The sequence below is a fragment of the Paraburkholderia sediminicola genome (genome assembly GCF_046027355.1).
Classification (GTDB): domain Bacteria; phylum Pseudomonadota; class Gammaproteobacteria; order Burkholderiales; family Burkholderiaceae; genus Paraburkholderia; species Paraburkholderia sediminicola_B.
The window spans coordinates 112912-136935 of sequence record NZ_JAQQEK010000010.1 but is presented as its reverse complement, the minus strand read 5'-3'; the positions used below and the strand labels follow the sequence as shown (position 1 = coordinate 136935).

The following is a 24024-nucleotide window of genomic DNA, read 5'->3' as shown; positions in this document are numbered from 1 at the left end:
AGTTGCACGCCTGCGTTGTGGATAGTATGTTGTCGACAATCTTCAAGACGCAATGTGCGTTGTACACTGCCAGCTTTCCCCAAAACAGGTCCGTCTATGCCCCGCCCCACCACTTCGCTCGAGTTGCTTCGCTCCGTCACGCTGTCCGGTCTCGTGCAAGAGGAAATTCTCCGTCGCATCAAGACGGGTGAGCTCGAGGCCGGCATGAAACTCAATGAGATGGATCTCGCCGACCATCTGAAGATCAGCCGCAGTCCGGTGCGCGAAGCGTTTCGCGCGCTCGAGGAAGCGGGTCTCGTGTGGCTCGAAAAGAACCGCGGCGTCTACATCCGCGAGATTTCCGACGACGAAGCCGCCGAGCTCTATGAAGTGCGCGCCGGCCTCGACGAGATGGCCGGCCGCCGGCTCGCATCGAAGATCACCGACACGCAGTTGCAGGAATTGCACGCGATGCTCGATCAGCTCGAAGCCAGTTCGATCCACGGTGAGCTGAACAATTACTTCACGCTGAATATCGCCTTTCACGACCGGCTGGTCGAACTGGCTGGCAACGCGACGATGCTCGGTCTGTACCGGCAAACGATCAACCGTATGCACCTGCTGCGCCGGCGCGGCTTTTCGATTGCGGGCAGTTCGCAGGCGTCGCACACCGAACATCGCCTGATTCTCGACGCGTTGGCGAGCCGCGATCCCGAAGCCGTCGCGACGGCGATGCGCCAACACGTGCAGGCGGGGTTCCAGCGCGCGATCGCCGCTCATAGCGCGGAAGACGCCGCGCCTGCAGCCGCGGACAGCGCCGCCGCCGGCAAGACGGCGCGAGCCACCGTCGCCGAAGGTCCGCACTAAGCCTCACAGCGCGCCCGAAACGCCTGGCACGCGCGCGACACGGCGCGCACGCATTTCATTACCGACTCGGAGTGGTCACCCGTATGAGCGTTGAAAAACCAGAAGGACACGGAATCATTGGCGAAAAACTCGGCGCCTGGATTGCGGATGTGCACGCGTCGGCATTGCCGGCCCAGACGGTCGAAATCGCCCGTCTGCTGCTGCTCGATGTGACGGGTCTGTGCATTGCCGGGCGCGACGAATCGTATATCCGCGCGACGCTGCAAGCCACCGATGCAGGCGGCGCCTGCACGGCGCTCGGCCACGTGGGCAGCTTCAGTGCATTCGATGCTGCGCTGATCAACGGCACTGCCGCGCACGGCGAAGATTACGACGACACGTTTGAAGGCGGTCCGGTGCACTCGGGCGCGGTGGTCGTGCCCGCGGTGCTGGCAGCGTGCGAACGCGAAGGCCTCGGTGGCGAGGCATTGCTGCGCGGCATCGCGGTCGGCACGGAGCTGATGTGCCGGTTGAGTCTCGTCGCGCCGCGCGCAATTCACACCGCTGGTTTCCATCCGACGGCCGTGATCGGCGCGCTCGCGGCAGCGGGCGGCGTCGCGAGTGCGTTACGCCTGAATCCGCAGCAGGCCACGTCGGCGCTCGGCATCGCAGGCAGCATGGCGGCGGGGATCATCGAGTATCTGGCCGAAGGCACCTCGACCAAGCGGATGCACGCCGGATGGGCCGCGCAGTCGGGCATTCGCGCGGCGTTGATGGCGCGCGGCGGCTTCGACGGCCCGCGTACGGTACTCGAAGGCAAGCACGGTTTCTTCAAGGCGTTCGCACCGTCTCGCGCGCCGGATTTCTCGCCGGTACTCGATACGCTCGGCAAGTCGTGGATCATGGAGACCATCGCGTTCAAGCCTTACGCATGCGGCACGATGACCCAGCCGTATATCGATTGCGCGATCGCACTCGCGGAGCGCGGCGTGCAGGCGGATCAGATTCGCGACATCCTATGTGAAGTGGGTGAAGGCACGGTGCATCGGCTGTGGGAAGACCTCGCGGTCAAGCATCGGCCGCCGACCGCTTATGCCGCCAAATTCAGCACACCGTTCTGCATGGCCGTGGGTTTCTTCGATCGCAAGGCGGGCTTCAGCCAGTTCACCGAAGCACGCATTCACGATCCGGCGGTGCTCGCGCTGGCCGGCAAGATCCGCTATGTGATCGACCCGGACAACGAGTATCCGAGCAACTTCACCGGCCATCTGCGCGCGACGCTCAACGACGGCACCGTTCAGGAAGTGCGTCAACCGCATATGCGCGGCGGCGCGCGCGAACCGCTGTCGCGAGCCGAACTCGCGGCGAAATTCACCGACAACGCGCAGCACGGCGGCTGGAGCATCGCACTCGCCGACGAGGCACGCGTATGGTGCGAGACGGTGTTCGGCGAGCCGGCGCTCGGCGCGATTACGCAGTTCCGGCAATAGCCTGGTCGATGCGAACGACGTCCTGCGTATGGGCGTCGTTCGTTGATGACGTGCAGCGTTTTTCAGGCGCGAGGCAGACGCCGCGACCGCGTCAAAGCAGTCACTCAGGCGCACCGCCCTCCCCACCGCCGACGCACACCGCTCAATCCTGCAAGCCGCGCACGTTCCGATACGAACAGCGGCTCGAATCGACATAGCGCACGCGAAATTCGACCGGCTGGTCCTTGAACGTGTAAGCCGTGCGCTCGATGCGCAGCACCGGCGCGCCGACTTCGATATTCAGCGCGCGCGCCACCTCTTCGTCGGCGGCCGCGCCGCCCAGATCTTCCACCACGCGCACGACCGAAATTCCGAAGTGCTCCTGGTAAAAGCCATAGATGGAACCGCGCCGTGCTTCGAACATTCCGGGTTCGAGCGTCGGGAACACGTCGAGCGGAAACCACAAACGATCCAGCATGACAGGCACGTCGTCATGCAGCCGAAGATTGTCGGCGGTGGCAAGCCGTGCGCCGCGCGCAAGCTTGAGCGTCGCGGCAAGCGCCGGGCTCGCGCGCTCCTTGCCGAAGCGCAGCAGGCGCGCCGTGACCTTCAGCAATTCGCCGTCTGTATCGACGAAGCTGAAGTAGTGGTCGAACGCATGTTCGTCGGCGAACTTCGCGACGATCGTGCCGCGCCCTGCCCGGCGAATCAGCAGACGCTCGGCCACCAGTTCTTCGACGGCGCGGCGGATCGTGCCGATGCCGACGCCGAATTCCTCGGCCAGTTGCGGCTCCGTCGGGATCTTGTCGCCGGCCGTCCAGTGGCCGGTACGAAGGCGCTCGAGAATACCGGCGCGGACGATTTCATAGAGCGGTTGCTCTCCCGGAGTACGAAGTCCTGGCATTCAGGTCAGTGTCAGAGTGAAGAAAAAGGAATCGGAAAAAAGCCGCTCGATCCGCGATGAAATGGCCGCGAGACGCACACTTTTCATGCGCCGCTCCCGGTCCGATTCGCAGTCCGCACGGCGAATTCCGGAAGGATACAGGATCGACACCCGCATGCGTGACTGTGATCGGCGCCATGGCGATACCGGGCGCGATGGCCGGAGGCAATCGGCATTGACCCGGACCTATCCATTAATTCGAATCATTCGAATGATTCGATTGACGAGAGCGACATGTCGTCTTAGACTGATCTTCATCGCGCAACCACGCGCGCTTACATCAGAGGAGATGGGCCATGCCGAATTTCATCAAGCACATTGCATTCAAGGTTGAAGACGTCGAGAAGGAACGCGCGTTCTATGAGAACGTGTTCGGCTACAAGCACGTGAATACGGTGCGTCGCAAGGGCAAGAACGGCGATCACATTTCGCATCACCTGACCGACGGTTACATGGACCTGACGCTGATTCACTATGAGAAGTCGGATTCGGACGAAGCCGACTTCGCCGGTCCGGCGCCGTGCATTCACCACATCGGCATGGAAGTGGAAGACCTCGACGCGTTCATCGCGCAGATCAAGGAAAACGGCGGCGAAATCCTGACGGCGCCGGGTCATCTGCCGGTCAAGTTCCGTTCGCCGAACGGCCCGGTTGCCGAAGTTGTGCCGATGCAACGCTGGGAAAAGAAGACACTCGCTGCAGGTGTACACGGCGAAGTGCTCGAGTAAGACGTTTCAGTTCGCATCACACCAATTCATAGCGAACTGTTCGGCGTACGGCGACGTGGGGCGACCCCCATGACGCCGCGACACAAAACGCGACGGCACGTGCCGTTGCGTGGTCGCAAGGAGGAGACACGATGGAATCGATCCGCCGCCGCAACCGCTTTTCCGCGACGACAGGCGTACTGATTGTCCTGTGCATCATGTCGTTCCTGATGTATGTGGACCGCACCAACATTTCGACTGCGGCTCTCGCGATCCGTCGCGATCTGCATCTGAGCAACTCGCAGCTTGGCATCGTGTTTTCCGCCTTTGCGCTGACCTACGCGCTCGCGATGATTCCAGGCGGCTTTATCGGCGACCGTCTCGGCGCCCGCAAGATGCTCGCGGTATGCGGCGTGCTGTGGGGCCTCGGCACGCTTCTGACCGGCTTCGCCAGCGGGCTGGGGACGTTGCTGCTCGCGCGCTTCGTCGTTGGGCTGGGTGAGAGCCCGATCGTGCCGGCATCGGCCCGCGCGCTGACCGCGTGGATGGAACCCGAGCGCCGCGGCTTTTCGCAAGGCATCACGCATGCCTGCGCCCGGCTCGGCAACGCCTCGACGCCGATTCTCGTCGCCGGTCTGATCACCGCGTTTTCGTGGCACATCGCGTTCATCGTGCTCGGTGCGGCGAGTCTCGCGTGGGTCGTGTTGTGGGTCTGGTATTACCGCGACAATCCCGCCGATCATCCGGGTATCACGCCCCAGGACATTGCGCGCTTGCCCGCGAAACTCGGCAAGACACGCGTGCCGATGCGCTGGCCGCCGCTGCTGCGCGCGCTGTGGCCGGCTACCGTCGTGAGCTTCTGTCACGGCTGGATTCTGTGGTTCTTTCTGAACTGGATGCCGTCGTTTTTTGCGCAGGCGTATCACCTGAATATCCGGCATTCGGCCGTTTTCAGTTCGGGGATTTTTTTGAGCGGCGTAGTCGGCACCACGCTCGGCGGCTCGCTCAGCGATCTGATGCTGAAGAAGACCGGTAACATCCGCCGCTCGCGTCAAACGCTGATTACAGTCGGTTTCCTCGCGCCGATCGTGTTCTTCGTGCCGATGTTCCTGCACACGTCGTCGACGCTCGCCGCGCTCTCGCTGGCTGCCGCGCTGTTTCTCTCCGAACTGGTGACCGCGCCGCTGTGGGCCGTCGCAATGGATCTCGCGCCCAATCACGCGGCGACCTCGAGCAGCATCATGAACACAGGGCTCGGCATTGCGGCGTCGGTCTCGCCGCCGCTCGTCGGCTGGCTGGTCGATACGATGCATTCATGGCAGCCAGTGTTTGCCCTGTCGATGTTCTTTCTCGTGCTCGGGCCGATTGCCGCGCACTGGATTCGCCCCGACCGTCCCTATCTCGGCGAGCCGGAAGCAAAGGCGAAAGAAGCCGGCAGCTTTGCGGCGCCGATGGACGCTTATTGAACGCGCCGCCTATCGATGCATGTCTGTTTGGGGCAAGCTGGGCGCGTCGAGCCTCGCGGCGTTTGCCCACGAAATCGTATGCTAAGACTTTGCAGTGTTCCCGTCGTCGTTGTCGTTGCCGATGACCCCAAACTCGACAGGCGTCTTGACGTAGAACAGATGCACACCATCGGCGCGCAGCCGATCGAATAATCGATCGGCTTCGTCGCTCGTCATCGCCATCACGACGGACAAAGGCTGGTCCGCCAACTCAAAGAAGTGTGCGGAGTGAATGCGGTGATGTTGGCCGACTCCTTCGCAGCCCGGTATCACGGTCGCACCGCGCAGGCCGAGCTCGCCCGCGAGATGGACGAGCCAATCGGCCAGCGGCTTGCCGTGATGGCGGCGATCCTGTTGAGTGAAGAAGGTGACCTGATAGCCGTTCATGTCGGTGTCTCCTGTCCGCGCGGATCGCTGTTGATTGTTCTTGTCGGCGGAGAGGCGCGGCAATACCTGCGCCGCCTGTTCGGCGCAGTGCTTGGCATCATCAGCCAAGGTATGGAATAAGTGTAGATGCCGGGTTGAACTAGTACTAGCCCAAGGCGGCTTTCATCAAGCCGACGTTCCATTGGTCCGGCCGCCAGCTGGAACGCCCCGAGGCGCTATGCCCGCGATCGCGCCTGCCGCTACGGCTGCCGGGAAGACGAACATTGCTGCTGCCAGCAGCGTAGGCCGAACAGCGGCACGAGGCCATAAGCATGGTCCAGCATGTCCGACTGCAGGTTTTCGTACGGTTCCCAGCGGGTCTCGTCGATGTAGAGAAAGATCTCCAGCGCGACGACGGGCTGGCTGGACTGCACCTGGCGAATCACGAGAGGCATGTCGCGGCGGATCGCCGGATGGTCGCGAAAATGCGCGGTCAGATAGAGACGGTACAGGCCGAGGTTCGTGCGGCGCCGTGCGTCGTCGGGCGCGAATGCCGCGAGCGGCGGGTCGATATCGCTGCGCAGCCGGGCGAGCAGCGCCTCGTCGGGAAAGCGGACCGTGTCGGCGTCGAAATGAATCGAATGCTTGACGCGCCTGCCGCCCGACTCCGTCATGCCACGCCAGTTCTTCACGCCGTTCGTCAGCAGGACGTAGCTCGGCAGCATGACGATCGAGTTGTCGAAGTTCTGCACCTTGATCGTGTTCAGCGCGATGTCGATCACCGTGCCGTCGGCGACGTAGCCGGGCACCTCGATCCAGTCGCCCACCCGCAGCATGTCGTAGGCGGCGAGCTGGATGCTCGCCACGAAGCCGAGCAGCGAATCGCGGAAGATGATGATGAGTAGCGCCGTCATCGCGCTGAGGCCGGTGAGGAAGTAGGCGGGCGAACGCTCCAGCAACACCGAAATCACGGCGATCAGCGCGATCACGTAGAGCACGATGGTGGCGATCTGCAGGAAGCTTTTGATCGGCCGCTCGCTCGCGGATGGGAAGTGGCTGTAGCGCTCGCTGACACTCTCGAGGAACGCGAGCGCGGCGCGCAGCAGCGTGTACACCATGTAGCAGGCCGCCAGCAACGACAGCGGATGCCCGAGCGCCGCGATCAGCGGGAACGTGATGCCGGAAAGCAGCGGGCCGGCCGCGTAGACGATCGCGGCGGGCACGAGCGGTGCGAGCCGGTGGAAGACCTTGTGGCGCTCGGCGGCTCGCAGCCACTTGTGCCGCTCCTGGCGCGCGAGCCGGCCGACGATCAACAGCATGATCGAGCGCGTCAGGTAGTAGCAGACCGCGCTCGCCAGCAGAATCGCGAGCAGCAGCGCCACGACGAGCAGTACCGCGACAAACTCGCTGTCGGTATAGACGTGGAAGTGATGCCAGTCCGGTCCGCCCTCGATACGCAGCGCCTTGTCGAACATAGACTCTCCCATTGCCGGCGAACCTGTTTCGCCGGGCAGATCCGGTCTGGCTGTTTGATCGGCGCGCTGTGACGGCGAGCGTGCCGCACGATGCTGCAGGCGTCGCTACCGTGCGAATTCGGCCGCACCGGACGGCGGGCGCATCGCACGATGGCTATTGTGACTCACGATCCTCGCAACTCGCGCACTCCCTTACCCAAGCGCCGCCGCAGCAACGTCCGCAAAGTGTGACCGTCCGCATACCCGACCTGCTCAGCAATGCGATCAACCGTGAGCTTGGTCGTCTTGAGCAATTGAACGGCACGCTCGATCCGCAGATCCTGAATGTACTCGACGGGCGTTTTACCGAGCACCGCGTTCAGACGCCGCGTCAACGTCCGCGTGCTGGTCGCCAATGCGTCGGCGACGGCGTCGAGCGAGATTGCCGTGTCGAGACGTTCACGCACCCAACGATCGAAACGCTCGACGAGCGGATCCGAATGGGAAAGGTGATCGGAGATCGCATACGCCGACTGCGATAGCCGCGAATCGAAGACGAGGTACCGGGCCACGAGCGCCGCAAGCTCAGGGCTGTTGTTGCGGATCAGCCAGAGTGCAAGGTCGACGTGGCTCAGGGCCGCCCCTGCCGTCAGCGCGCCGCCGCTGGAAACGACGATCCGGTGTGCATCCAGATGCACGTGCGGGTAACGCTGCCGGAACAGTGGCGAGAGCCACCAGGTGGTCGTGGCTTCGCCACCGTCGAGCAAACCGCTTTCAGCCAGCACAAACGTGCCCGTACAGGCGGCTGCAACGCGGGCGCCGCCGCTGCGCCACGCACGCAGGGCACTTGACGCATCGATCACATCATCGCGGCCGAGCAAAGGCACAAGCGCATCGGCCGTCATGCGGTTGAGCGCCGGCAAGACGACCCAGTCCGGCGCAGGAGCGTCGGACATATCGCAAACGGGTACCTGCATCCCGAGCGCGGTACGCACCTCAGGCCGCAGCCCCACCACGGTAATGTCGAAGCCCGGCGTGGTCATCCCTGTCGCGTGCGCAAGGCCGTTGGCCATCGTCAGGCTATCGAGCACGGTGGTGAGGCCCGTGTCGAACACCCCCTCGAGCGCGAGGACAAAAATTCGCATGGCGGAATTGATACCAAAATTGTCGATTGAGACAGTATTCCCCTGCCCACTCTGTTTGTACAGTGTCACTCACCGCATGAACCCATCACGCGGACACTGGAGAACGAAGATGATCAAGCACGCTTTTTTTGTCCGACTTGAAGCCAAACCGGGAAAGGAGCAGGCGATAGCAGACTTCCTTACTAGTGGACTTGAAATGACCAATCGCGAGGCGACCACGCCGATCTGGTTCGCCCTCAAGCTCTCGCCGACAACGTTCGGCGTGTTCGACGCCTTTGCGAGTGAAGAGGATCGTCAGGCACACCTGCTCGGTAGCATGGCCAACGCCCTGATGGCGCGCGCCGACGAGATGCTGGCAAGCCCCCCTTCCATCGAACCGATCGACGTCCTCGCCATGAAAAATCAATTGCCCTGACCCGTTCGCGCCTCGGCAGCGCACAAACCCGCCGCGGGAGAATTGTCTCCTGTCGATCGGAGTTAGCGCTTTAGCGCTCCGATCCCATGCAACAAGGTTGCTGCAACCGCGGCGCCCCGATTCAATCGCGTTCATGTAGATGGAGTAACTCGTGTCGATTCATTACAAACTAGGCGTTGTGTTCGCTGCCGTTGCGTTTTCCAGCGTGTCTTTCGCGCAAACGCCTGACGTCAAACCGGAACGGATTCGTGGCGATATCGTGTCGTTCAAAGGCGAAATGCTGACCGTACACCGGAACAGCGGCGACACCGTGTCGATCGATGTCAAGCCGGACGTCGGCGTGTCGGCTTTCAAGCCCGCCAAACTTGCCGACGCCAAAGTCGGTTCGTACGTCGGGACGCCGGCGCTCACGGGCAGCGATGGGAAATTGACAGCCACTTCGATGATCGTTTTTCCTGAGGCGGCACGCGGTACGGCCGAAGGACATTTCGCCTATGACTTCGGTCCTAACAGCACAATGACGAATGCAAACGTGGTATCGGTTGTCACCGGCACCAGCGGCCGTGAACTGAATCTGTCATACAAGGGCGGCTCCAGCACGGTAACCGTGCCGACAAACGTGCCCGTCGTGACGCCGGTTCCGGTCAGCAAAGCCGATCTGATCGCGGGAAAGAAAGTTTTCGCCGTGGTGACCCCAGGCGCGAACGGCGTTTATGACGCGCACGTGCTGTTCGTCGAAAAGGACGGTGTGGTGCCGCAGTTCTAACGCATGATGCCGGTCCGCTGTGGCCGCTCATGGCGGTGATCTGGCCTCCTGGCAGCGTGGATGACTGCAGCAGCGACTACACACCACTTTACGCCGTCGACACTCCGATTTTCGTTTCCATTCATTCAACAATCCTAATCTACCGTTGCACTTCTACTATTCAAGGATTCACCATGCGTTTTCCCGCGTTACGATCTGCCGCGGCGCAAGCCGCCGCTGCACTCTGCCTGCTTACCACTGCCGCCGTGCCTGCTTTTGCCGCACCTGTTAAGAACATCGTGGTGGTCCACGGCGCATTCGCCGATGCCGCGGGTTGGCGCCCTGTCTACAACATTCTGACGAAGGATGGCTACCACGTGACGCTGGTGCAACAACCGCTGACATCGTTCAACGACGACGTGACTGCCACAAAACGCGTGCTCAATAGCCTCGACGGTCCGTGCGTACTCGTCAGTCACAGCTATGCCGGCGCGATCATTAGTGAAGCTGGGAACGACGATCACGTGAGTTCGCTGGTCTACATCGCCGCGCATGCGCTCGACGTCGGCGAAACCATTGCGGCCAACGGCAAGAAGTACCCGGGTGCACCCATCTCGATCGTCGGCACGCCGGATAATTTTGTTTACCTGAAACCGGCCGACTATCCGTTGCAGTTCGCACCCGACCTGCCCCGTGCACAGGCCGAGTTCGAAGCGCATGCGCAGATACCGCTTGCGGCGTCCGAGTTCTCAGCGCAGATTTCCGACCCGGCATGGAAGACAAAACCGAGTTGGTACATGGTCGCGAAGGCCGACAAGATCATCAATCCGGACCTCCAGCGCATGTATGCGGCACGCTCTCACGCAAATACGGTCGAGATCAACGGTGCGAGCCATGCGGTGTTTGAATCCCATCCGCGGGAAGTCGCTGCGTTGATTGAACAGGCCGCGCAGAAGTCCGGCCAATAAGCGATTGTTATTCCGAGCCAGCCGCCGGCCAGACGTTTCCGACGACGAGCAACCTCATCAATCACGAGATCGCTTTGAGCCACGCAACGATTCAACCCGCCTGGGTCCGCATCACCCACTGGATCAATGCACTCGCTGTTGTCCTGATGGTGATGAGCGGCTGGCAGGTTTATGACGCCTCGCCGATCTTTCCGGTCTTGCGATTTCCCTCTGCCATCACATTGGGCGGCTGGCTCGGCGGCGCGTTGCTATGGCATTTCGCCGTCATGTGGCTGCTGGTGGCGAATTTCCTCGTCTATATCGGGCTGAATTTCGCTACCGGTCGCCTGCGCCGCAAACTGCTGCCGATCAGTCTCAAGTCGCTTGCAACCGATCTCACCGCCGCGCTGCGCGGCACGCTCGGGCATGAGGATCTCACACGCTACAACGCGGTACAGAAAGTCGCCTATCTGCTCGTCATCGTCGATATCGCGGTCGTGATCCTGTCGGGACTGGCGATATGGAAGTCAGTACAGTTTCCGCTGCTGCGCACGCTGATGGGCGGATACGACAACGCCCGCGTCGTCCATTTTGTCGCCATGAGCGTGCTGGTTGCGTTCTTCGTCGTGCACGTCGTCATGGTCGCGCTGGTGCCGCGCTCCCTGCTCTTGATGATTCGTGGACGCTAACCATGCCCAGGAAGCCCAATACGTTTCTCTCCTCTCACGCTGAATCCATCATCAAGGATGCGCGCAACGAACTGAAAAATCCCGCGCGCCGGCTGCTTGGCAAGCGAGTGCTCACGCTCGGCGGCTTAGCTTTGCTGTCAGGCTGCGATTTGACCAATGACAAGTCCGTGAACACCATGCTGCGCAAAATGTCGTTCTTCAACGACCACGTGCAAGCCCTGCTATTCAATCCGAACGAGATGGCCCCGACCTATCCTGAGTCGATGATCACGCGACCGTTTCCGTTCAACGCGTTCTACGATGTCGACGATGTGCCCGCAGTCGACGCCGCCACTTACCGGCTCCAGGTGGGCGGCCTCGCGAATGGCAAACGCGTCTGGACGCTCGACGAACTGCGCGCGATGCCGCAGGAAAGCCAGATTACGCGTCATATTTGCATCGAAGGATGGAGTGCGATTGGCCGATGGGGCGGCGTGCGTTTCTCCAGTTTCCTGAAGCATTCGGGCGCCGATACCACTGCGAAGTACGTGTCGTTGCATTGCGCGGACAACTATTGGACCAGCATCGACATGCCCACTGCACTGCATGCGCAGACGCTGCTTACGCTGACCTACGACGGCCAGGTGCTGCCACCGAAATACGGCTTCCCGATGAAGCTGCGCATGCCGACCAAGCTCGGCTACAAGAATCCGAAGCATATCGTGGCGATCACTGTGACAAACGAATACCCCGGTGGCTACTGGGAGAACCAGGGCTACAACTGGTTCGGCGGCTCCTGAACGGCACACTTCATCGAACTACCGGCGAATTCGTGCTTGCGCTGATTGACCCCCTGCTTCAGCCGGGACGAAGCATCATCCATGCTCGATGCCAAGCAGCCGCGCGTCAAGCCGCCGCGCTAGCGCCGCGCCGCCTTCGCGCATCACTGCATCGTGGTTCCATTGGAAAACCGGTCGCAACAACGGCGCCAAGGCATTCATCCATGGGCGGTTCGTACGCACGCACCAGTCATAGCGGACCACAGTCAGGTCGCGGCCGTCGCTCGAAAAGCTCCACCGGCCGGCGCCTTCGAGATCGCCACTGGCTTCCCCCTCGAGCGCGACCAACGGGTCGACGCGCGTCACCCGCATATCGAACACGAGGCGATACGGCAACCAGCCTTTCCACGTATAGCGTTGAACGACGCCCACGCCCTGATCGGAACCCTCCTCCAGCTGGTCCACGCGCTCGACGTTATGCCACCACTCGGGCCAGCGCGCCGAATCCTGGATTGCCGCCCACACTTCCTGCACTGGCGCATCGATGCGCCAGGTGGTGGAAAAGCGGTATTCGATCGTCCGCAAGCTGCCTCCATTCTTAGTATTCTTCTAGAGATTTTGTCAGATGCTCGCCGCACTTGCCACCACCGGAGGAACAGCGCTGCGTTGACACGCCTGGCGTTAGGGTTCCTGAAACGTGTGAGATAAGCGTCGGCTGGAAGCGGGCAAACCCGACCGACGCTCTATGGCGTACACGATGCACGGGGCCTTTTGCTAATCCGTCGTCCCCGCATAGGCGGATTTCAACGCGGCGATGTCGAACTTCACCATTTTCAACATCGCGTCGGCAACGCGCGTGGCCTTTGCTGGATCGGGGTCAGCCATCATGTCGAGGACATCGGTTGGAACGATCTGCCACGAGACGCCGAAGCGGTCTTTCAGCCAGCCGCACTCCTCGGGCGCACCGCCGCCCTCGAGAAGAGCGTTCCAATAGCGGTCAAGTTCTGCCTGATCGGCACAGTTGACCATCAGGGATATCGAGTGGTTGAACGTATCGAGTCGCCCCGCGCTCATGGCGATGAAAGGCTGTCCAAAGAGAACTAACTCGACAACCTTCGTGGAACCGGCGCTCGGCACCGCGGTGACCCGAGTGACGCGCGAGTCTGGAAAGATATCCGCATAGAAAGCAGCGGCCTCCTCAGCTTCCGTGGAATACCAAAGAAAAGGCGTGATCTTTTGAATCGCCATGGCAAATCTCCTGTCAGTGGTGGCTGAATGCGGAGGCAAGCCGCATGCTGCCATTGAGACGACGAAGGAAGACCATCAAAATTGACACGGCGGGAAGAAAAAGTTCACTTTTTTATTAGCTCCAGCCATGCCACACGACCGTCGCCTCTCGTCCCATATGACTTATGCTAAGATAAAAGTTCGTACACGAACTAACTTCCAGCGAAGACGCTCAGTCCTCTGGAGCGCAACAGGCGAGGAAAAAAACATGGATCATCGGCTCGTATATCTGCTCAATGTGGGCCAAAAGCGCCTGAATCGATGGTCGCAGACTCGGACAGCCGCAGGTGGAGTCACTGCAGCGCAAGCGGGGCTGCTTTTCTTTCTCGGGAAAAACGACGGAGCCCTTACGAGCGAGGCGGCCGCGGCGCTCGATCTCAAGGCGCCCGGCATGAGCGGACTGGTCGATCGAGCTGAGCGGGCCGGTCTTGTGGAACGCCATTCGGACGAACTCGATCGACGCGCGTCGCGGCTTTGGCTGACCGCCGCGGGACGCGCCGCACTCAAGCGGTCGAAGTCGGGCCTTGCTGAGTTGAATGCCCGACTGACGGAGGGATTTACGGCGTCCGAGATCGACGTGGTTGCGCGCTGGCTGACGAGTTTGCAGGACAAGTTTCCCGACGTCGAAGAGGAAGCGGCATAGGATGACACGCGAACGCGGCGGCACCGCCGTGCCGCCGTTTTGCTCGGCAGTGTACGCCGCTCACATCATCGCGGAATCTTCGTGAAGTCTGGCCGGCGCTTTTCGGCAAACGCCAGGAATGCTTCTTTCGCCTCCGCGCTTGCAAGCCGCTCCACGAATGTGGTGGTTTCCCGATCCATCTGGGTCGTCAGCCGCGCTGCGTCCCGCATGAGCCGTTTCGTTGCCGTCAGTGATCCGTAGGGCTTGGCGGCAATTTTCTCGGCAATCCGGCGTGCTTCTGTACGCAGTTCCGCAACGGGGACCAACCGATTTGCAATGCCCCAGGCAACTGCAGCATCAGCCGAAACCGGGTCGCCGAGCGCGAACATTTCGAATGCCCTGGCATGTCCAATCTGGAGCGGCAGAAGGTAGCTCGACGCGGCTTCGGGAACCAAGGCCAGATTCACGAAGGGGGTCATCAATTGCGCCTCTTCAGACAAAAGCACGTAGTCACAGTGGAGCAACATCGTCGTACCGATTCCTACGGCCTTGCCCTGAACAGCGGCCACGATAGGCACTGTCGCGTTAGCCAGGTTTCGAACAAAGCGGACTACGTGACGTTCCTTTGGACCGTTGCCCGCAGCCTGCATGGCAAATTCCGAGAGATCGTTGCCGGCTGTGAACATGTCCCCATCTGACTGAATCAATAATACGCGAACGTCATCATCGACATTGGCCCGCTCGATTGCATCCGCAAGCGCGCCATACATCACGTTTGTAATGGCGTTCATTTTTCCAGGTCGCGAGATCGTGACGACCAGCACGCCGTTTGCAAGTTCTACATTCACTTCTGGATTCATTGCCTCGTCTCCAAAGATTTGCTCAGGCGATCTACGGGTATGCACGCCTGGGCACATTGGAACGCGTCTAAACGTTCGCATGCGAAGTATATAACATTCGCATGCGAAGTAAACGTCTTTATGATTGATTAGACGACGGTGGCCGTGATCGCCCGCACTCTGCCGCTCAATGCGAATGGCGTGGCACTTCCGCGCCCCGGCAGCCCACCAGAAAGTCGAAGTCACATCCCTGATCGGCCTGCAATACGTGCTCAACGTACAGATGCCGGTAGCCGCTTGCGTCGGCGGGATCGTCCTGGCGTGCTTGAGTCCATGCGGCGAGACGCGCAGCGAGTTCGTCATCGCTGACGTCGAGATGCAGGCGCCCGGCATCGCAGTCCACTTCGATCCAGTCGCCGTTCCGGACCACCGCGAGCGGGCCGCCCGCGCGCGCCTCGGGCGCTACGTGCAGCACCACCGTCCCGTACGCGGTGCCGCTCATCCGCGCATCGGATATCCGGACCATGTCCGTCACGCCTTGAGCCAGCAGTTTTGGCGGCAGGCCCATGTTGCCGACTTCGGCCATGCCGGGATAGCCCTTGGGTCCGCAATTCTTCAGGACCAGCACCGAATCGGCGCTCACGTCCAGCTCGGGCGCGCCGATGCGTGCCTTGTAGTCTTCGAAGCTTTCAAAAACCACCGCCCGTCCACGATGTCTGAGCAGCGCGGGGGTGGACGCGGAAGGTTTGAGCACCGCCCCGTTGGGCGCGAGATTGCCGCGCAGTACGTATAAGCCGCCATCCGGAAAAATCGGCTTATCGAGCGTGCGAATGACTTCCTCGTTGTAAAGCGGGGCATCCTTGCAGTTGTCCCACAGCGACTGCCCATTTGCAGTCAGCGCACCCGGATGCGGCAGCAGACCGCCTTCGCCGAGCCGGCGCAAGACCGCGGGCAGGCCACCTGCGTAATAGAACTCTTCCATCAGGTAGCGGCCCGACGGCTGCAGGTCGACCACCGTCGGCGTACCGCGTCCAATCCGCGTCCAGTCATCGAGTTCAAGGCTCACACCGATGCGTCCCGCAATTGCCTTCAGGTGAATCGCCGCATTCGTCGAGCCGCCGATCGCTGCATTGACGCGAATCGCATTTTCGAATGCCTCACGCGTGAGCAGCGCCGACAGACGTAAATCCTCGAGCGCCATCTGCACGATGCGCATCCCCGACATATGCGCCAGCACGTAGCGGCGCGCGTCCACCGCGGGAATCGCCGCATTGTGAGGAAGCGTGACGCCAAGCGCTTCCGCCATGCAGGCCATCGTCGAGGCGGTGCCCATCGTATTGCAGGTGCCTGCCGAGCGCGACATCCCGGCTTCGGCCGACATGAAGTCGTGCAGCGAGATTTTGCCCGCCTTCACCTGCTCGCTCAGTTGCCAGACGATCGTGCCCGAGCCGATATCGCGGCCTTGATGCTTGCCGTTGAGCATCGGACCGCCGGTGACGAGGATCGCCGGTACATCGCAGCTTGCCGCGCCCATCAGAAGCGCGGGGGTCGTCTTGTCGCAACCGGCGAGCAGGACGACAGCGTCGATCGGATTGCCGCGAATCGACTCCTCGACGTCCATGCTCGCGAGATTGCGTGTGAGCATCGCCGTGGGACGCAAGTTCGACTCGCCATTGGAAAACACCGGGAATTCCACCGGGAAACCGCCCGCTTCCAGCACGCCGCGCTTTACGTGTTCAGCAAGCTTTCGAAAATGCGCATTGCACGGGGTCAACTCGGACCACGTGTTGCAGATCCCAATAATTGGTTTACCGTGAAATTCGTGATCGGGAATGCCCTGGTTTTTCATCCAGCTTCGATACATGAAACCGTTCTTGTCGGCTGACCCGAACCATTGGGCAGAGCGTAGCGGGCGCTTTCCGTTCTTCATGTCCCTCTCCTTCCAGGTGCCAACTCGATAGTAATACTATTAAATCGGTGTATCGTGCACATCATTCCGACGACACGTGATTCCGCGACCAACGAGCCAGACCTGTCCGGTGATCGTGTTGCGCCGCACCCCGAGCCGCGAATGAAAAAGGCGTGAGCTGCGCGACAGTAATTAATTAGTCAGACTAGTTAAGGGTATACATCGATTAGTAGGCAAAAGTGCGTGATATAGCATTTTCTGAGGGGTAGTCATGCGTACGCGCGTGCACGTGGGCTTTCCGAAAGGAGTTATGCCCGGTTCCGGTGCCTGTCTTGCCGGAGCTTTTCCTGCTTGCGCCGTTATAAACAGTGAAGTGTTCAACAACTGAGAGACGGGAGACTGAGATGGCGCAAGCGAAGGAAGACAAGGACGAAGTGCAAGGCATGCGTCGCGGATTGCTGCAGGGCGCGGGTCTGTCCGCAGCACTGGCGCTGATGGGTGGAATGGATGGAATGATCTCGTCGGCCCAGGCGGCCGAAGCGGGTTCGTTCCCGGCGCACAAACGATGGAAGATCGTATTCGTCAACCATGTCACGACGAATCCGTTCTTCGTGCCGACGCAATACGGCATTCAGGACGCGACCGCTTTGCTGGGCATGGACTATCAATGGACCGGTTCGGCCAATGCCGACATCGCCGAAATGGTGAATGCGGTCAACGCGGCGATTGCCTCGAAAGCCGACGCGATCGCAGTACCGATCGTCGACCCCAAGGCATTCGACAAACCCATCCAGGCCGCGCTCGACGCCGGCATTCCCGTGTTCGCCTATAACGCCGACGCACCTTCGGGTTCCACGAATCCGCGCCTCGCGTATATCGGCCAGGATCTTTATCTGTCCGGTTATCAGATGGGCGAGCGGATCGTGAGCCTCATCGATAGCGGCCTTGTCGCGCTCTTTATTGCAACGCCGGGCCAGCTCAACATTCAGCCCCGCCTGGATGGCGCGGTGGCTGCAATCAAGAAATCGGGCAAGAAGATCGACGTGCAGACCATCGCAACCGGCGCGACCGTCAACGAAGAACTCTCGAAGATCAAATCCTTCTTTCTCGGCCACCAGGATCTCAAAGGCATGTTCGCGGTGGACGCGGGCAGCACCCAGGGCGTCGCCGTGGTCATGAAGGAATCCAACCTGCCGTCTAAGGGCGTTCACGGCGGCGGCTTTGATCTCTTGCCGCGCACGGTTGATCTGATTCACGAAGGCTTCCTCGACTTCACGATCGACCAGCAGCCGTACGTACAGGGTTTCTATACCGTGGTTGAGGCGTTCACCTTCCTCGCCTCCGGTGGGCTCGTCGGACCGGCCAACGTCAACACGGGTCTGAAGTTCGTCACCAAGGGTACGGTGGATCCGTACCTGAACACGTCGACGCGCTATGAAGGCAAGAGCACGAAAGCCCAGATCGTGCCACGCACCGGTGCGATCAAAGGGTGACGTCTTCTGTGACGGACGCCCAGAAAGCCGCCCAACGTCCGAGGCGCCGGTCAGGCGCGCTCGGGCGTTCCAGCGAGATCCGCATCTTTGCGGTAGCGCTCATCCTCTGCATCTACTTCGAGACGGTCAACCATGACTTTCTGCTGACCAGCGCGAGTCTGCAGAATCTCTCGCAGTTCATCGCGCCAGTGGCGATCATTGCCTTTGGCGAAATCATGCTGATGATCGGCGGGGAGATCGATCTCTCCGCCGGGATGGTTTTCGCATTTGCGCCTTTCATCATGCATTTCGCCATCGAAGCGGGCTTGCCGCCATGGCTTGGGATGCTCACCGGCGTGTTCGCCGCGGCCCTCGTCGGTCTGATCAACGGCGCCGTGACGGTGTACCTGCGCATCCCATCGTTCGTGACGACGCTCGGCACGTTGTTCTTCGTGAACGGCCTCACGTTGACGATTTCACGAGGCACACCGGTTTCGCCGCCGGAAAATTCAGCGTTTGCGGCATTCATGGGCGAATGGGGTTACAGCGAAATCATCTGGACGCTTGTCATTGCTGCGCTCATGCATGTGCTGCTACGTCACACACGTTGGGGTTTGCATACGATCGCGTCCGGGGCGAATCCACTGGGTGCGAGCGAGGCGGGGATACAGGTGAGACGCCTGAAGCTGGGCAACTTCATTCTTGCCGCGCTTCTCGCCGGCCTGACCGGGATCCTGGAGGGTTTCCGCATCACGTCGATCGATCCGCAAGCTGGCGGCAATCAGATCATGTTTCTCGCCGTCGCCGCTGCCGTGATTGGCGGCACGCCCCTCGCAGGGGGATCGGGCACGATCATAGGCGGGCTGATCGGCGCGGCGGTGCTTGGCATTCTCAACGACGGCTTCACGCTGATCGGCATCAACGCCTTCACCTTCAACATGATTCTCGGCGCGGCAATTCTCGGGGCCATGATCTTCAACATCCACGTGGTTCGTCTCGCACGCAAGGGAGAGCTGTAATGTCCGAGGTGCTGGAGGCGCTGCGCGGTGAAGACATTGTGAAGCGTTTCGGCGCGGTCACCGCGCTCGATGGCGTGACGCTGACGCTAAGACAGGGCGAGATTCTCGGCGTGCTTGGCGACAATGGCGCAGGCAAATCGACGCTGATCAAGATTCTGACCGGCTTTCATCAGCAGACAAGCGGCAAGCTGTTTGTCGGCGGCGAGGAAACGATGCTTCGGTCGGTCGATCACGCCCGTTCGCTCGGCATTGAATGTGTCTATCAGGATCTGGCGCTCGCCAATTCCCTGAGCATCTATCACAACATGTTCCTGAATCGGGAAATCATCCGTCGAGGGCCATTCCGCCTGCTGAACAATCGCGCAATGCGTGAGCGCGCCGCGGAGTGTCTTGAAGAAATCGGCGTGCACGTGCCCTCGGTCGACCTGCCGGTCGAGCAGCTTTCCGGCGGGCAGCGGCAGGCTATCGCGGTCGCTCGCGCGGTCAATTCGAATGCAAAGATACTGCTGCTCGACGAACCGCTAGCCGCGATGGGCGCCCGCGAGGCTGGACTGATCATCGACCTGATCCTTCGGCTCAAGGCGAAAGGCGGTTTGTCTATCGTCATGATCATGCACAACTACGCGCAGACGCTCGACATCGCGGATCGCGTGATGCTGATGCAACGCGGACGTGTGACGTATCAACGGGAGGCAGCCAGCACGTCGGTCGAGGAGCTCATGGATATCGTCCGACGCGAATATCGGGCGATGCGGGCAACGACGCATTGATACTTTGCGGCAAGTGCTGCTTCAGGGGTTAATCGCAGCGGCAGCGCAGCGACGGCACCTTCATCGGCACAAGCGCGGCGTCCACGGTATACCGCTGAACGAGATCCTTATAGATCCTGGGCGCTCGCGCTGCCGAGCAGGGTCGCCGACGCTCATTCAACGGCCGCGATCGCATCACAAGCGTCGAAGCCAAACAAGCTGCGAGGCGTAGTCCACAAAACACGTCGGCGTGCGTCCGGATCGGGAATCAGACGCTGGACCAACGCCAGCAGCGGAGCATAGTCCATCCGCACCGGCGAGCGCAGGAACGGCCAATCCGAGCCCCACACGCAGCGATCCGGGCCGAACGTGCGAAGAATCTGCCGCGCGAAAATCTGCGCGTCTTCGTACGGATATTCAAGCTGCGAAAATTTTTGCAGCCCGGAAAGCTTGACGACGGTGCGCGCGGTGTCGGCAAGGCGCAGGAGCGCCTGGAAGCCGGGCTGATTCAAGCCGGCCGCAATATCGGGGCGACCGCAGTGGTCGATCAGTACCCGCGTCGCAGTCCGCCCGATCAGCGGTTCGAGCGCGACCAACTGATCGCCCGTGACCTGGATCTGCGCGAACATATCGAGGTCGGCCAGCGTATTGAATAACGCGTCGGCATCGTTCATCACGTCGACGCCTTCCATCGCCGGATTGAAGGCGACGCCGACCACGCCGGCGCGCTTCATCTCCAGCAGCGCTTTCCGGCCCACGTCGTTGTCCACCACGGCGATGCCTTTGAAACGATCGCCATGACGCGCTATGGCATCGAGCATGCAGCGATTGTCGGTGCGGTAGCCGCTCGTCGGCCCGACCAGCAACGCATGTCGCACGCCGTATGCGTCCATTACGTGAGCAAACTGCGCAGCGGTGCCGATCTCCTGCATCGACGGCCGGTACGCGGTGTCGGCGCGATAAGGAAAGCGCGCGGGATCGAGAATATGGTTGTGACAGTCGATCTTCTCTTCATCGAAAATATTCATTGATGCGACTCTCCGAGAGATTCGTGACGGCGGCGTGCAACTTCAAGCATAGCGCGCGTGCTTCGGTACGCAAGCTCGAGCCGGTCCTTCGCGGGCAGCGACGGCAACGGCATCTCCACGCCCAACGCCGTTTCAGCGGGCAGCGCGTCCAGCAAGTCGATGAGCGGCAACTCCCCTTCACCCGGCGGCAGACGGCCGGTGCGCGCTTCGAGGATCGTCGCATCGTCCCCAACGGGCGCGTGCTGAGATGCGTCGCAAAGCTGCACGGCTCGCACCATCCCCGCCGGCAGTGCCCGGATGTCCGCCGGGCTGCCGCCCGAGCGCGCGAGATGCAAAGCGTCGACGAGAATCGCGAGGTTGGCACTGTCCACGCGCTCGACCATCGACCGGGCCTGATTCAGCGTGCCGACATGGCGCCAGCGCATGAACTCCAGATCGACACGCAAGCCATATTGCGCGGCCAGTTCGCACAGGGCCGCGAGGTTGGCGGCAAGCCGCCCTGCGTCTGAATCGTCGCCCGAGACTGTCACGCAACGGGCGCCCAGATCGGCTGCGGCCTCGAACATCGGCGCATGGGACGCGACGTCGATATCGGGCAACACCGGAATGAACTCGACGTCGTGCACCGCCACGCCCTCGTCGGCAAGCACGCGCCGCAGTGCGCGATGCGCTTCGCTCCCCACGATGGACGGGTACGCGATCGCATCCGCGGAGGTCGGGTTCAGCCTCAGCCCCACCGCATCGAATCCCGCGTGCGCCGCTTGCGTCACCCATTCCAGCGGGGCCAGCTCCAGCGCGGTGAGATGCGCGACGGCAAGCTTCGGCGCTTCTGTCCGCGCGCTCAATACGTGGCCCTCCCGCCGGTCAGATCGAAAGTGAAGCCGCTCGTAAAGCTGCATTCTGGACTCGCGATCCAGCTAACCATCGCACCGACTTCCTCGATCTGAAGAAAGCGGCCCATCGGAATCTTGGCCTTGCTCGCCTCGATATGCGCGTCGGACATCTCGCTGAACAGTTCGGTTTCGACCATCGCCGGCGCGACGCAGTTGATGAGCACATTGTCCTTCGCCAGTTCCTTCGCCGCGGCCTTGGTGAACGCGATGACACCCGCTTTCGCCGCCGAGTACCCCGAGATGAACTGAACGCCTTCCTTGCCCGCGATCGACGCCACGTTGACGATGCGCCCACCGCCGCGCGCGCGCATATGCGGAATGGCCACGCGGCAGCAGTAAAACACGCTATTCAGATCCACGGCGATCACACGTTGCCATGCGTCCACCGGATATTCCCAGCACGGCGCCACCGGTCCATTGATCCCCGCGTTGTTCACGAGAATATCCACCTGACCGAGACGTTCGAGCGTGGCCGCGAAGGCCTGTTCGACCGAGTCGATGGAAGCAACATCCACCTGCTGAACGTGGTCGGGCGCGAAGCCCAGACGTTGCGCGCCGCAGTCGTCCACGTTCAGGTCCCACACCGCCACGCGTGCGCCGTCCGCTTTCAGCTTTTGAGCGATACCCAGACCAATGCCGCGCGCGGCGCCCGTGACGATGGCCACTTTTCCGTCGAGAGAACGAGTCATACGAAATTTATTCCTGTGCCTGGAGAATGTCGTCTTGTAGTTCGATGCGCCTGATATCACCGACGACGAAGATGTACGAAAGCGCGCCAACCAGCGTGACGGCCGAGATGAAGGCCAACGCGTAGACGAACGAACCCGTCGCGTTGACGATCAGGCCGATCACCAGCGGCGTGACGATCCCCGCTGCGTTGGCGAACAGATTGAAAATACCGCCGCTCAAACCGAGCAGACCTTTGGGGGCGATGTCCGAGACGATCATCCATGCGAGCGCCGACATCCCTTGAGCAAAGTAGGCAACGCAAAGAATCGCGATGACGGTTGCGGTGGACTCGACATAGTTCGCCAGGACAATGCTCGACGCAGCGAGCAGGCCCACGATGACCGGCAGCTTGCGCGACCAGTTCAGAGAGATGCCCCGGCGCAGCATGGCGTCGGAGATCCAGCCTCCCGCGAGCGTACCCACGGACGCGGCGATGAACGGCAGCACCGCGATCAGCCCGACCTTCAGCCACGGCATATGACGTTCGGTGACGAGGTAAGTCGGGAACCACGTCAGAAAGAACACGTTGGTCGAATTGCAGGCGAACTGGCCGAGGCAGATGCCGAGCATGCTGCGCCGCTTGAGCAACGCGCCGATGTCGGACCAGCGAAAGTGCGTGGCCTGCTGGCTTCCGTCGACCACGCCGCCGCCATCCGCGATGTAATCGAGTTCGGCGCGATTCGCGCGCTTCGACTGATGCGGCTCGTGAAAGCGCATGAGCCAGATGCCGCCGAACACGACCCCGACCGTGCCGACGATGCCGAACAGCGCGCGCCATCCATAACGTTGTTCGAGCCAGAACAGGAACGGACTCAGGAAAGCGAGGCCAACGTATTCCGCGAACGTGTAGATGCCGGTTGCGCGGGCACGCTCGCTCTGTGGAAACCAGATCGCGACCACGCGGCTGTTAGTCGGAAAACACGGCGCTTCGGCAATACCGATCAGCAAACGCATGATCAGCAGCGACACGAAGCCCGTTGCCAGACCCTGCAATCCCGTGAAAAGAGACCACAGCGTAAGCGCGAAGAAGTAGGTCCAACGGGTTCCGACACGGTCCAGCATCACGCCGCCGGGAATCTGCGAAGCCGTGTACGTCCACGAGAACGCTGAGAAGATCACGCCCATTAGCGCCGGATTGAGGCCGAGTTCGTGACTCATGCTCGGCGCGGCAATCCCGGCGACGCTGCGGTCCAGATAATTGATCATCGTGCCGACCGCCAGCAGCGCGAGTATGCCGAAGCGGGCGCGGGTCCGCCGCGCGGTCGTGGCAATGTCCATTGCCGCGACTCCAGACTGAGTTGCGTGATTCATCGTGTCTCCATCCTGTCTATTCTTGGCGCGCTTCGCGAGCCGCCGCTTGCCCGAGGCCCGTTGCCCGCTTCGCAGCCGTTGTTCAGGTCGTGCGGCTTGTGCGCGTTACGCATTGCGGGAGACGGGCTCCCGTTGAGCAGATACTAGATAGTTGCCGCAAGCTTGTCGTATGCCGAGTTTCAGCTACCCTATAACTTT

The 24024-nt window shown here is 61.4% G+C and carries 25 protein-coding genes; 13 read left to right on the top strand and 12 right to left on the bottom strand.

Annotated features, from left to right (window positions below; genetic code table 11):
• Positions 1-96 precede the first annotated feature (96 nt).
• Positions 97-846, top strand: coding sequence for an FCD domain-containing protein (locus PQR42_RS18995; RefSeq protein ID WP_408208609.1), 750 nt, complete (start codon positions 97-99; stop codon positions 844-846).
• Between the two features lie 83 nt (positions 847-929).
• On the top strand, positions 930-2315 hold the full coding sequence (locus tag PQR42_RS18990; protein WP_408387101.1) for an MmgE/PrpD family protein: 1386 nt from the start codon (positions 930-932) through the stop codon (positions 2313-2315).
• Positions 2316-2457: 142 nt separating this feature from the next.
• On the opposite strand, the gene PQR42_RS18985 is transcribed toward PQR42_RS18990, so the two are convergent.
• On the bottom strand, positions 2458-3198 hold the full coding sequence (locus tag PQR42_RS18985) for a GntR family transcriptional regulator (RefSeq protein WP_408208603.1): 741 nt from the start codon (positions 3196-3198) through the stop codon (positions 2458-2460).
• Between the two features lie 335 nt (positions 3199-3533).
• Here PQR42_RS18985 and PQR42_RS18980 point away from each other — a divergent pair, with 335 nt between their 5' ends.
• The gene (locus PQR42_RS18980; RefSeq protein WP_408208600.1) at positions 3534-3965 is read left to right on the top strand and encodes a VOC family protein; all 432 of its coding nucleotides are present in this window, start codon (positions 3534-3536) and stop codon (positions 3963-3965) included.
• A 131-nt stretch (positions 3966-4096) separates the two neighbouring features.
• Positions 4097-5410 carry an MFS transporter gene (locus PQR42_RS18975; protein ID WP_408387102.1) on the top strand — a complete coding sequence of 438 codons (1314 nt, stop codon included), beginning with the start codon at positions 4097-4099 and terminating at the stop codon, positions 5408-5410.
• Positions 5411-5491: 81 nt separating this feature from the next.
• On the opposite strand, the gene PQR42_RS18970 is transcribed toward PQR42_RS18975, so the two are convergent.
• The 3 genes from PQR42_RS18970 to PQR42_RS18960 all read right to left on the bottom strand — a co-directional run bounded on the left by PQR42_RS18970 (position 5492) and on the right by PQR42_RS18960 (position 8414).
• A complete protein-coding gene (locus PQR42_RS18970; protein ID WP_408387103.1) occupies positions 5492-5836 on the bottom strand; it encodes a DUF190 domain-containing protein in 345 nt (114 codons plus the stop codon).
• Positions 5837-6075: 239 nt separating this feature from the next.
• Entirely contained in the window at positions 6076-7290 is a 1215-nt protein-coding gene (locus PQR42_RS18965) for a mechanosensitive ion channel family protein (protein WP_408387104.1), read from the bottom strand.
• A gap of 164 nt (positions 7291-7454) precedes the next feature.
• The gene (locus PQR42_RS18960; RefSeq protein WP_408208591.1) at positions 7455-8414 is read right to left on the bottom strand and encodes a GlxA family transcriptional regulator; all 960 of its coding nucleotides are present in this window, start codon (positions 8412-8414) and stop codon (positions 7455-7457) included.
• A 109-nt stretch (positions 8415-8523) separates the two neighbouring features.
• Between PQR42_RS18960 and PQR42_RS18955 the strand changes: the two genes are divergently transcribed.
• The 5 genes from PQR42_RS18955 (at position 8524) to PQR42_RS18935 (ending at position 11989) form a co-directional block, all read left to right on the top strand.
• Complete coding sequence (locus tag PQR42_RS18955) at positions 8524-8829, top strand: putative quinol monooxygenase (RefSeq protein WP_408208588.1); 306 nt, start codon at positions 8524-8526, stop codon at positions 8827-8829.
• A gap of 151 nt (positions 8830-8980) precedes the next feature.
• Positions 8981-9595: a hypothetical protein gene (locus tag PQR42_RS18950; protein ID WP_408208585.1), complete on the top strand. Its 615-nt coding sequence runs from the start codon at positions 8981-8983 to the stop codon at positions 9593-9595.
• Positions 9596-9768: 173 nt separating this feature from the next.
• Positions 9769-10542 carry an alpha/beta hydrolase gene (locus tag PQR42_RS18945; protein ID WP_408387176.1) on the top strand — a complete coding sequence of 258 codons (774 nt, stop codon included), beginning with the start codon at positions 9769-9771 and terminating at the stop codon, positions 10540-10542.
• 74 nt (positions 10543-10616) lie between these two features.
• A complete protein-coding gene (locus PQR42_RS18940) occupies positions 10617-11210 on the top strand; it encodes a cytochrome b/b6 domain-containing protein (RefSeq protein WP_408387105.1) in 594 nt (197 codons plus the stop codon).
• A gap of 2 nt (positions 11211-11212) precedes the next feature.
• A complete protein-coding gene (locus PQR42_RS18935; protein ID WP_408387106.1) occupies positions 11213-11989 on the top strand; it encodes a molybdopterin-dependent oxidoreductase in 777 nt (258 codons plus the stop codon).
• 75 nt (positions 11990-12064) lie between these two features.
• Here the strand turns inward: PQR42_RS18935 and PQR42_RS18930 are convergent, their stop codons facing one another.
• Positions 12065-12553: an SRPBCC family protein gene (locus PQR42_RS18930; RefSeq protein ID WP_408208573.1), complete on the bottom strand. Its 489-nt coding sequence runs from the start codon at positions 12551-12553 to the stop codon at positions 12065-12067.
• 189 nt (positions 12554-12742) lie between these two features.
• The gene (locus tag PQR42_RS18925; protein WP_408387107.1) at positions 12743-13216 is read right to left on the bottom strand and encodes a VOC family protein; all 474 of its coding nucleotides are present in this window, start codon (positions 13214-13216) and stop codon (positions 12743-12745) included.
• Between the two features lie 247 nt (positions 13217-13463).
• Between PQR42_RS18925 and PQR42_RS18920 the strand changes: the two genes are divergently transcribed.
• Positions 13464-13898: a MarR family winged helix-turn-helix transcriptional regulator gene (locus PQR42_RS18920; protein WP_408387108.1), complete on the top strand. Its 435-nt coding sequence runs from the start codon at positions 13464-13466 to the stop codon at positions 13896-13898.
• A gap of 65 nt (positions 13899-13963) precedes the next feature.
• On the opposite strand, the gene PQR42_RS18915 is transcribed toward PQR42_RS18920, so the two are convergent.
• Both PQR42_RS18915 and PQR42_RS18910 read right to left on the bottom strand, forming a co-directional pair.
• Positions 13964-14737 carry an enoyl-CoA hydratase gene (locus PQR42_RS18915; RefSeq protein ID WP_408387109.1) on the bottom strand — a complete coding sequence of 258 codons (774 nt, stop codon included), beginning with the start codon at positions 14735-14737 and terminating at the stop codon, positions 13964-13966.
• Between the two features lie 166 nt (positions 14738-14903).
• Positions 14904-16646: an IlvD/Edd family dehydratase gene (locus tag PQR42_RS18910; RefSeq protein ID WP_408208561.1), complete on the bottom strand. Its 1743-nt coding sequence runs from the start codon at positions 16644-16646 to the stop codon at positions 14904-14906.
• Between the two features lie 383 nt (positions 16647-17029).
• Between PQR42_RS18910 and PQR42_RS18905 the strand changes: the two genes are divergently transcribed.
• The 3 genes from PQR42_RS18905 to PQR42_RS18895 are packed head-to-tail and all read left to right on the top strand — an operon-like array spanning position 17030 to position 19886.
• Entirely contained in the window at positions 17030-18118 is a 1089-nt protein-coding gene (locus PQR42_RS18905; RefSeq protein ID WP_408387110.1) for a sugar ABC transporter substrate-binding protein, read from the top strand.
• Positions 18115-19116, top strand: a complete 1002-nt coding sequence (locus PQR42_RS18900; protein WP_408208555.1) for an ABC transporter permease — start codon at positions 18115-18117, stop codon at positions 19114-19116. The genes PQR42_RS18905 and PQR42_RS18900 overlap by 4 nt, the downstream gene beginning before the upstream one ends.
• Positions 19116-19886 (top strand): ATP-binding cassette domain-containing protein, encoded by a 771-nt coding sequence (locus PQR42_RS18895; RefSeq protein ID WP_408208552.1) that lies wholly within the window; start codon positions 19116-19118, stop codon positions 19884-19886. The genes PQR42_RS18900 and PQR42_RS18895 overlap by 1 nt, the downstream gene beginning before the upstream one ends.
• Positions 19887-20038: 152 nt before the next feature.
• On the opposite strand, the gene PQR42_RS18890 is transcribed toward PQR42_RS18895, so the two are convergent.
• Genes PQR42_RS18890 through PQR42_RS18875 form a run of 4 tightly spaced genes read right to left on the bottom strand, consistent with a single transcriptional unit; the run spans position 20039 to position 23826 of the window.
• Positions 20039-20893 (bottom strand): amidohydrolase family protein, encoded by an 855-nt coding sequence (locus PQR42_RS18890; RefSeq protein WP_408387111.1) that lies wholly within the window; start codon positions 20891-20893, stop codon positions 20039-20041.
• Positions 20890-21738, bottom strand: coding sequence for a sugar phosphate isomerase/epimerase family protein (locus tag PQR42_RS18885; protein ID WP_408387112.1), 849 nt, complete (start codon positions 21736-21738; stop codon positions 20890-20892). Before PQR42_RS18885 ends, PQR42_RS18890 begins: the two co-directional genes overlap by 4 nt.
• Positions 21735-22475: an SDR family NAD(P)-dependent oxidoreductase gene (locus PQR42_RS18880; RefSeq protein WP_408208543.1), complete on the bottom strand. Its 741-nt coding sequence runs from the start codon at positions 22473-22475 to the stop codon at positions 21735-21737. Before PQR42_RS18880 ends, PQR42_RS18885 begins: the two co-directional genes overlap by 4 nt.
• Before the next feature lie 7 nt (positions 22476-22482).
• The gene (locus PQR42_RS18875) at positions 22483-23826 is read right to left on the bottom strand and encodes an MFS transporter (protein ID WP_408387113.1); all 1344 of its coding nucleotides are present in this window, start codon (positions 23824-23826) and stop codon (positions 22483-22485) included.
• Between the last annotated feature and the right edge of the window lie 198 nt (positions 23827-24024).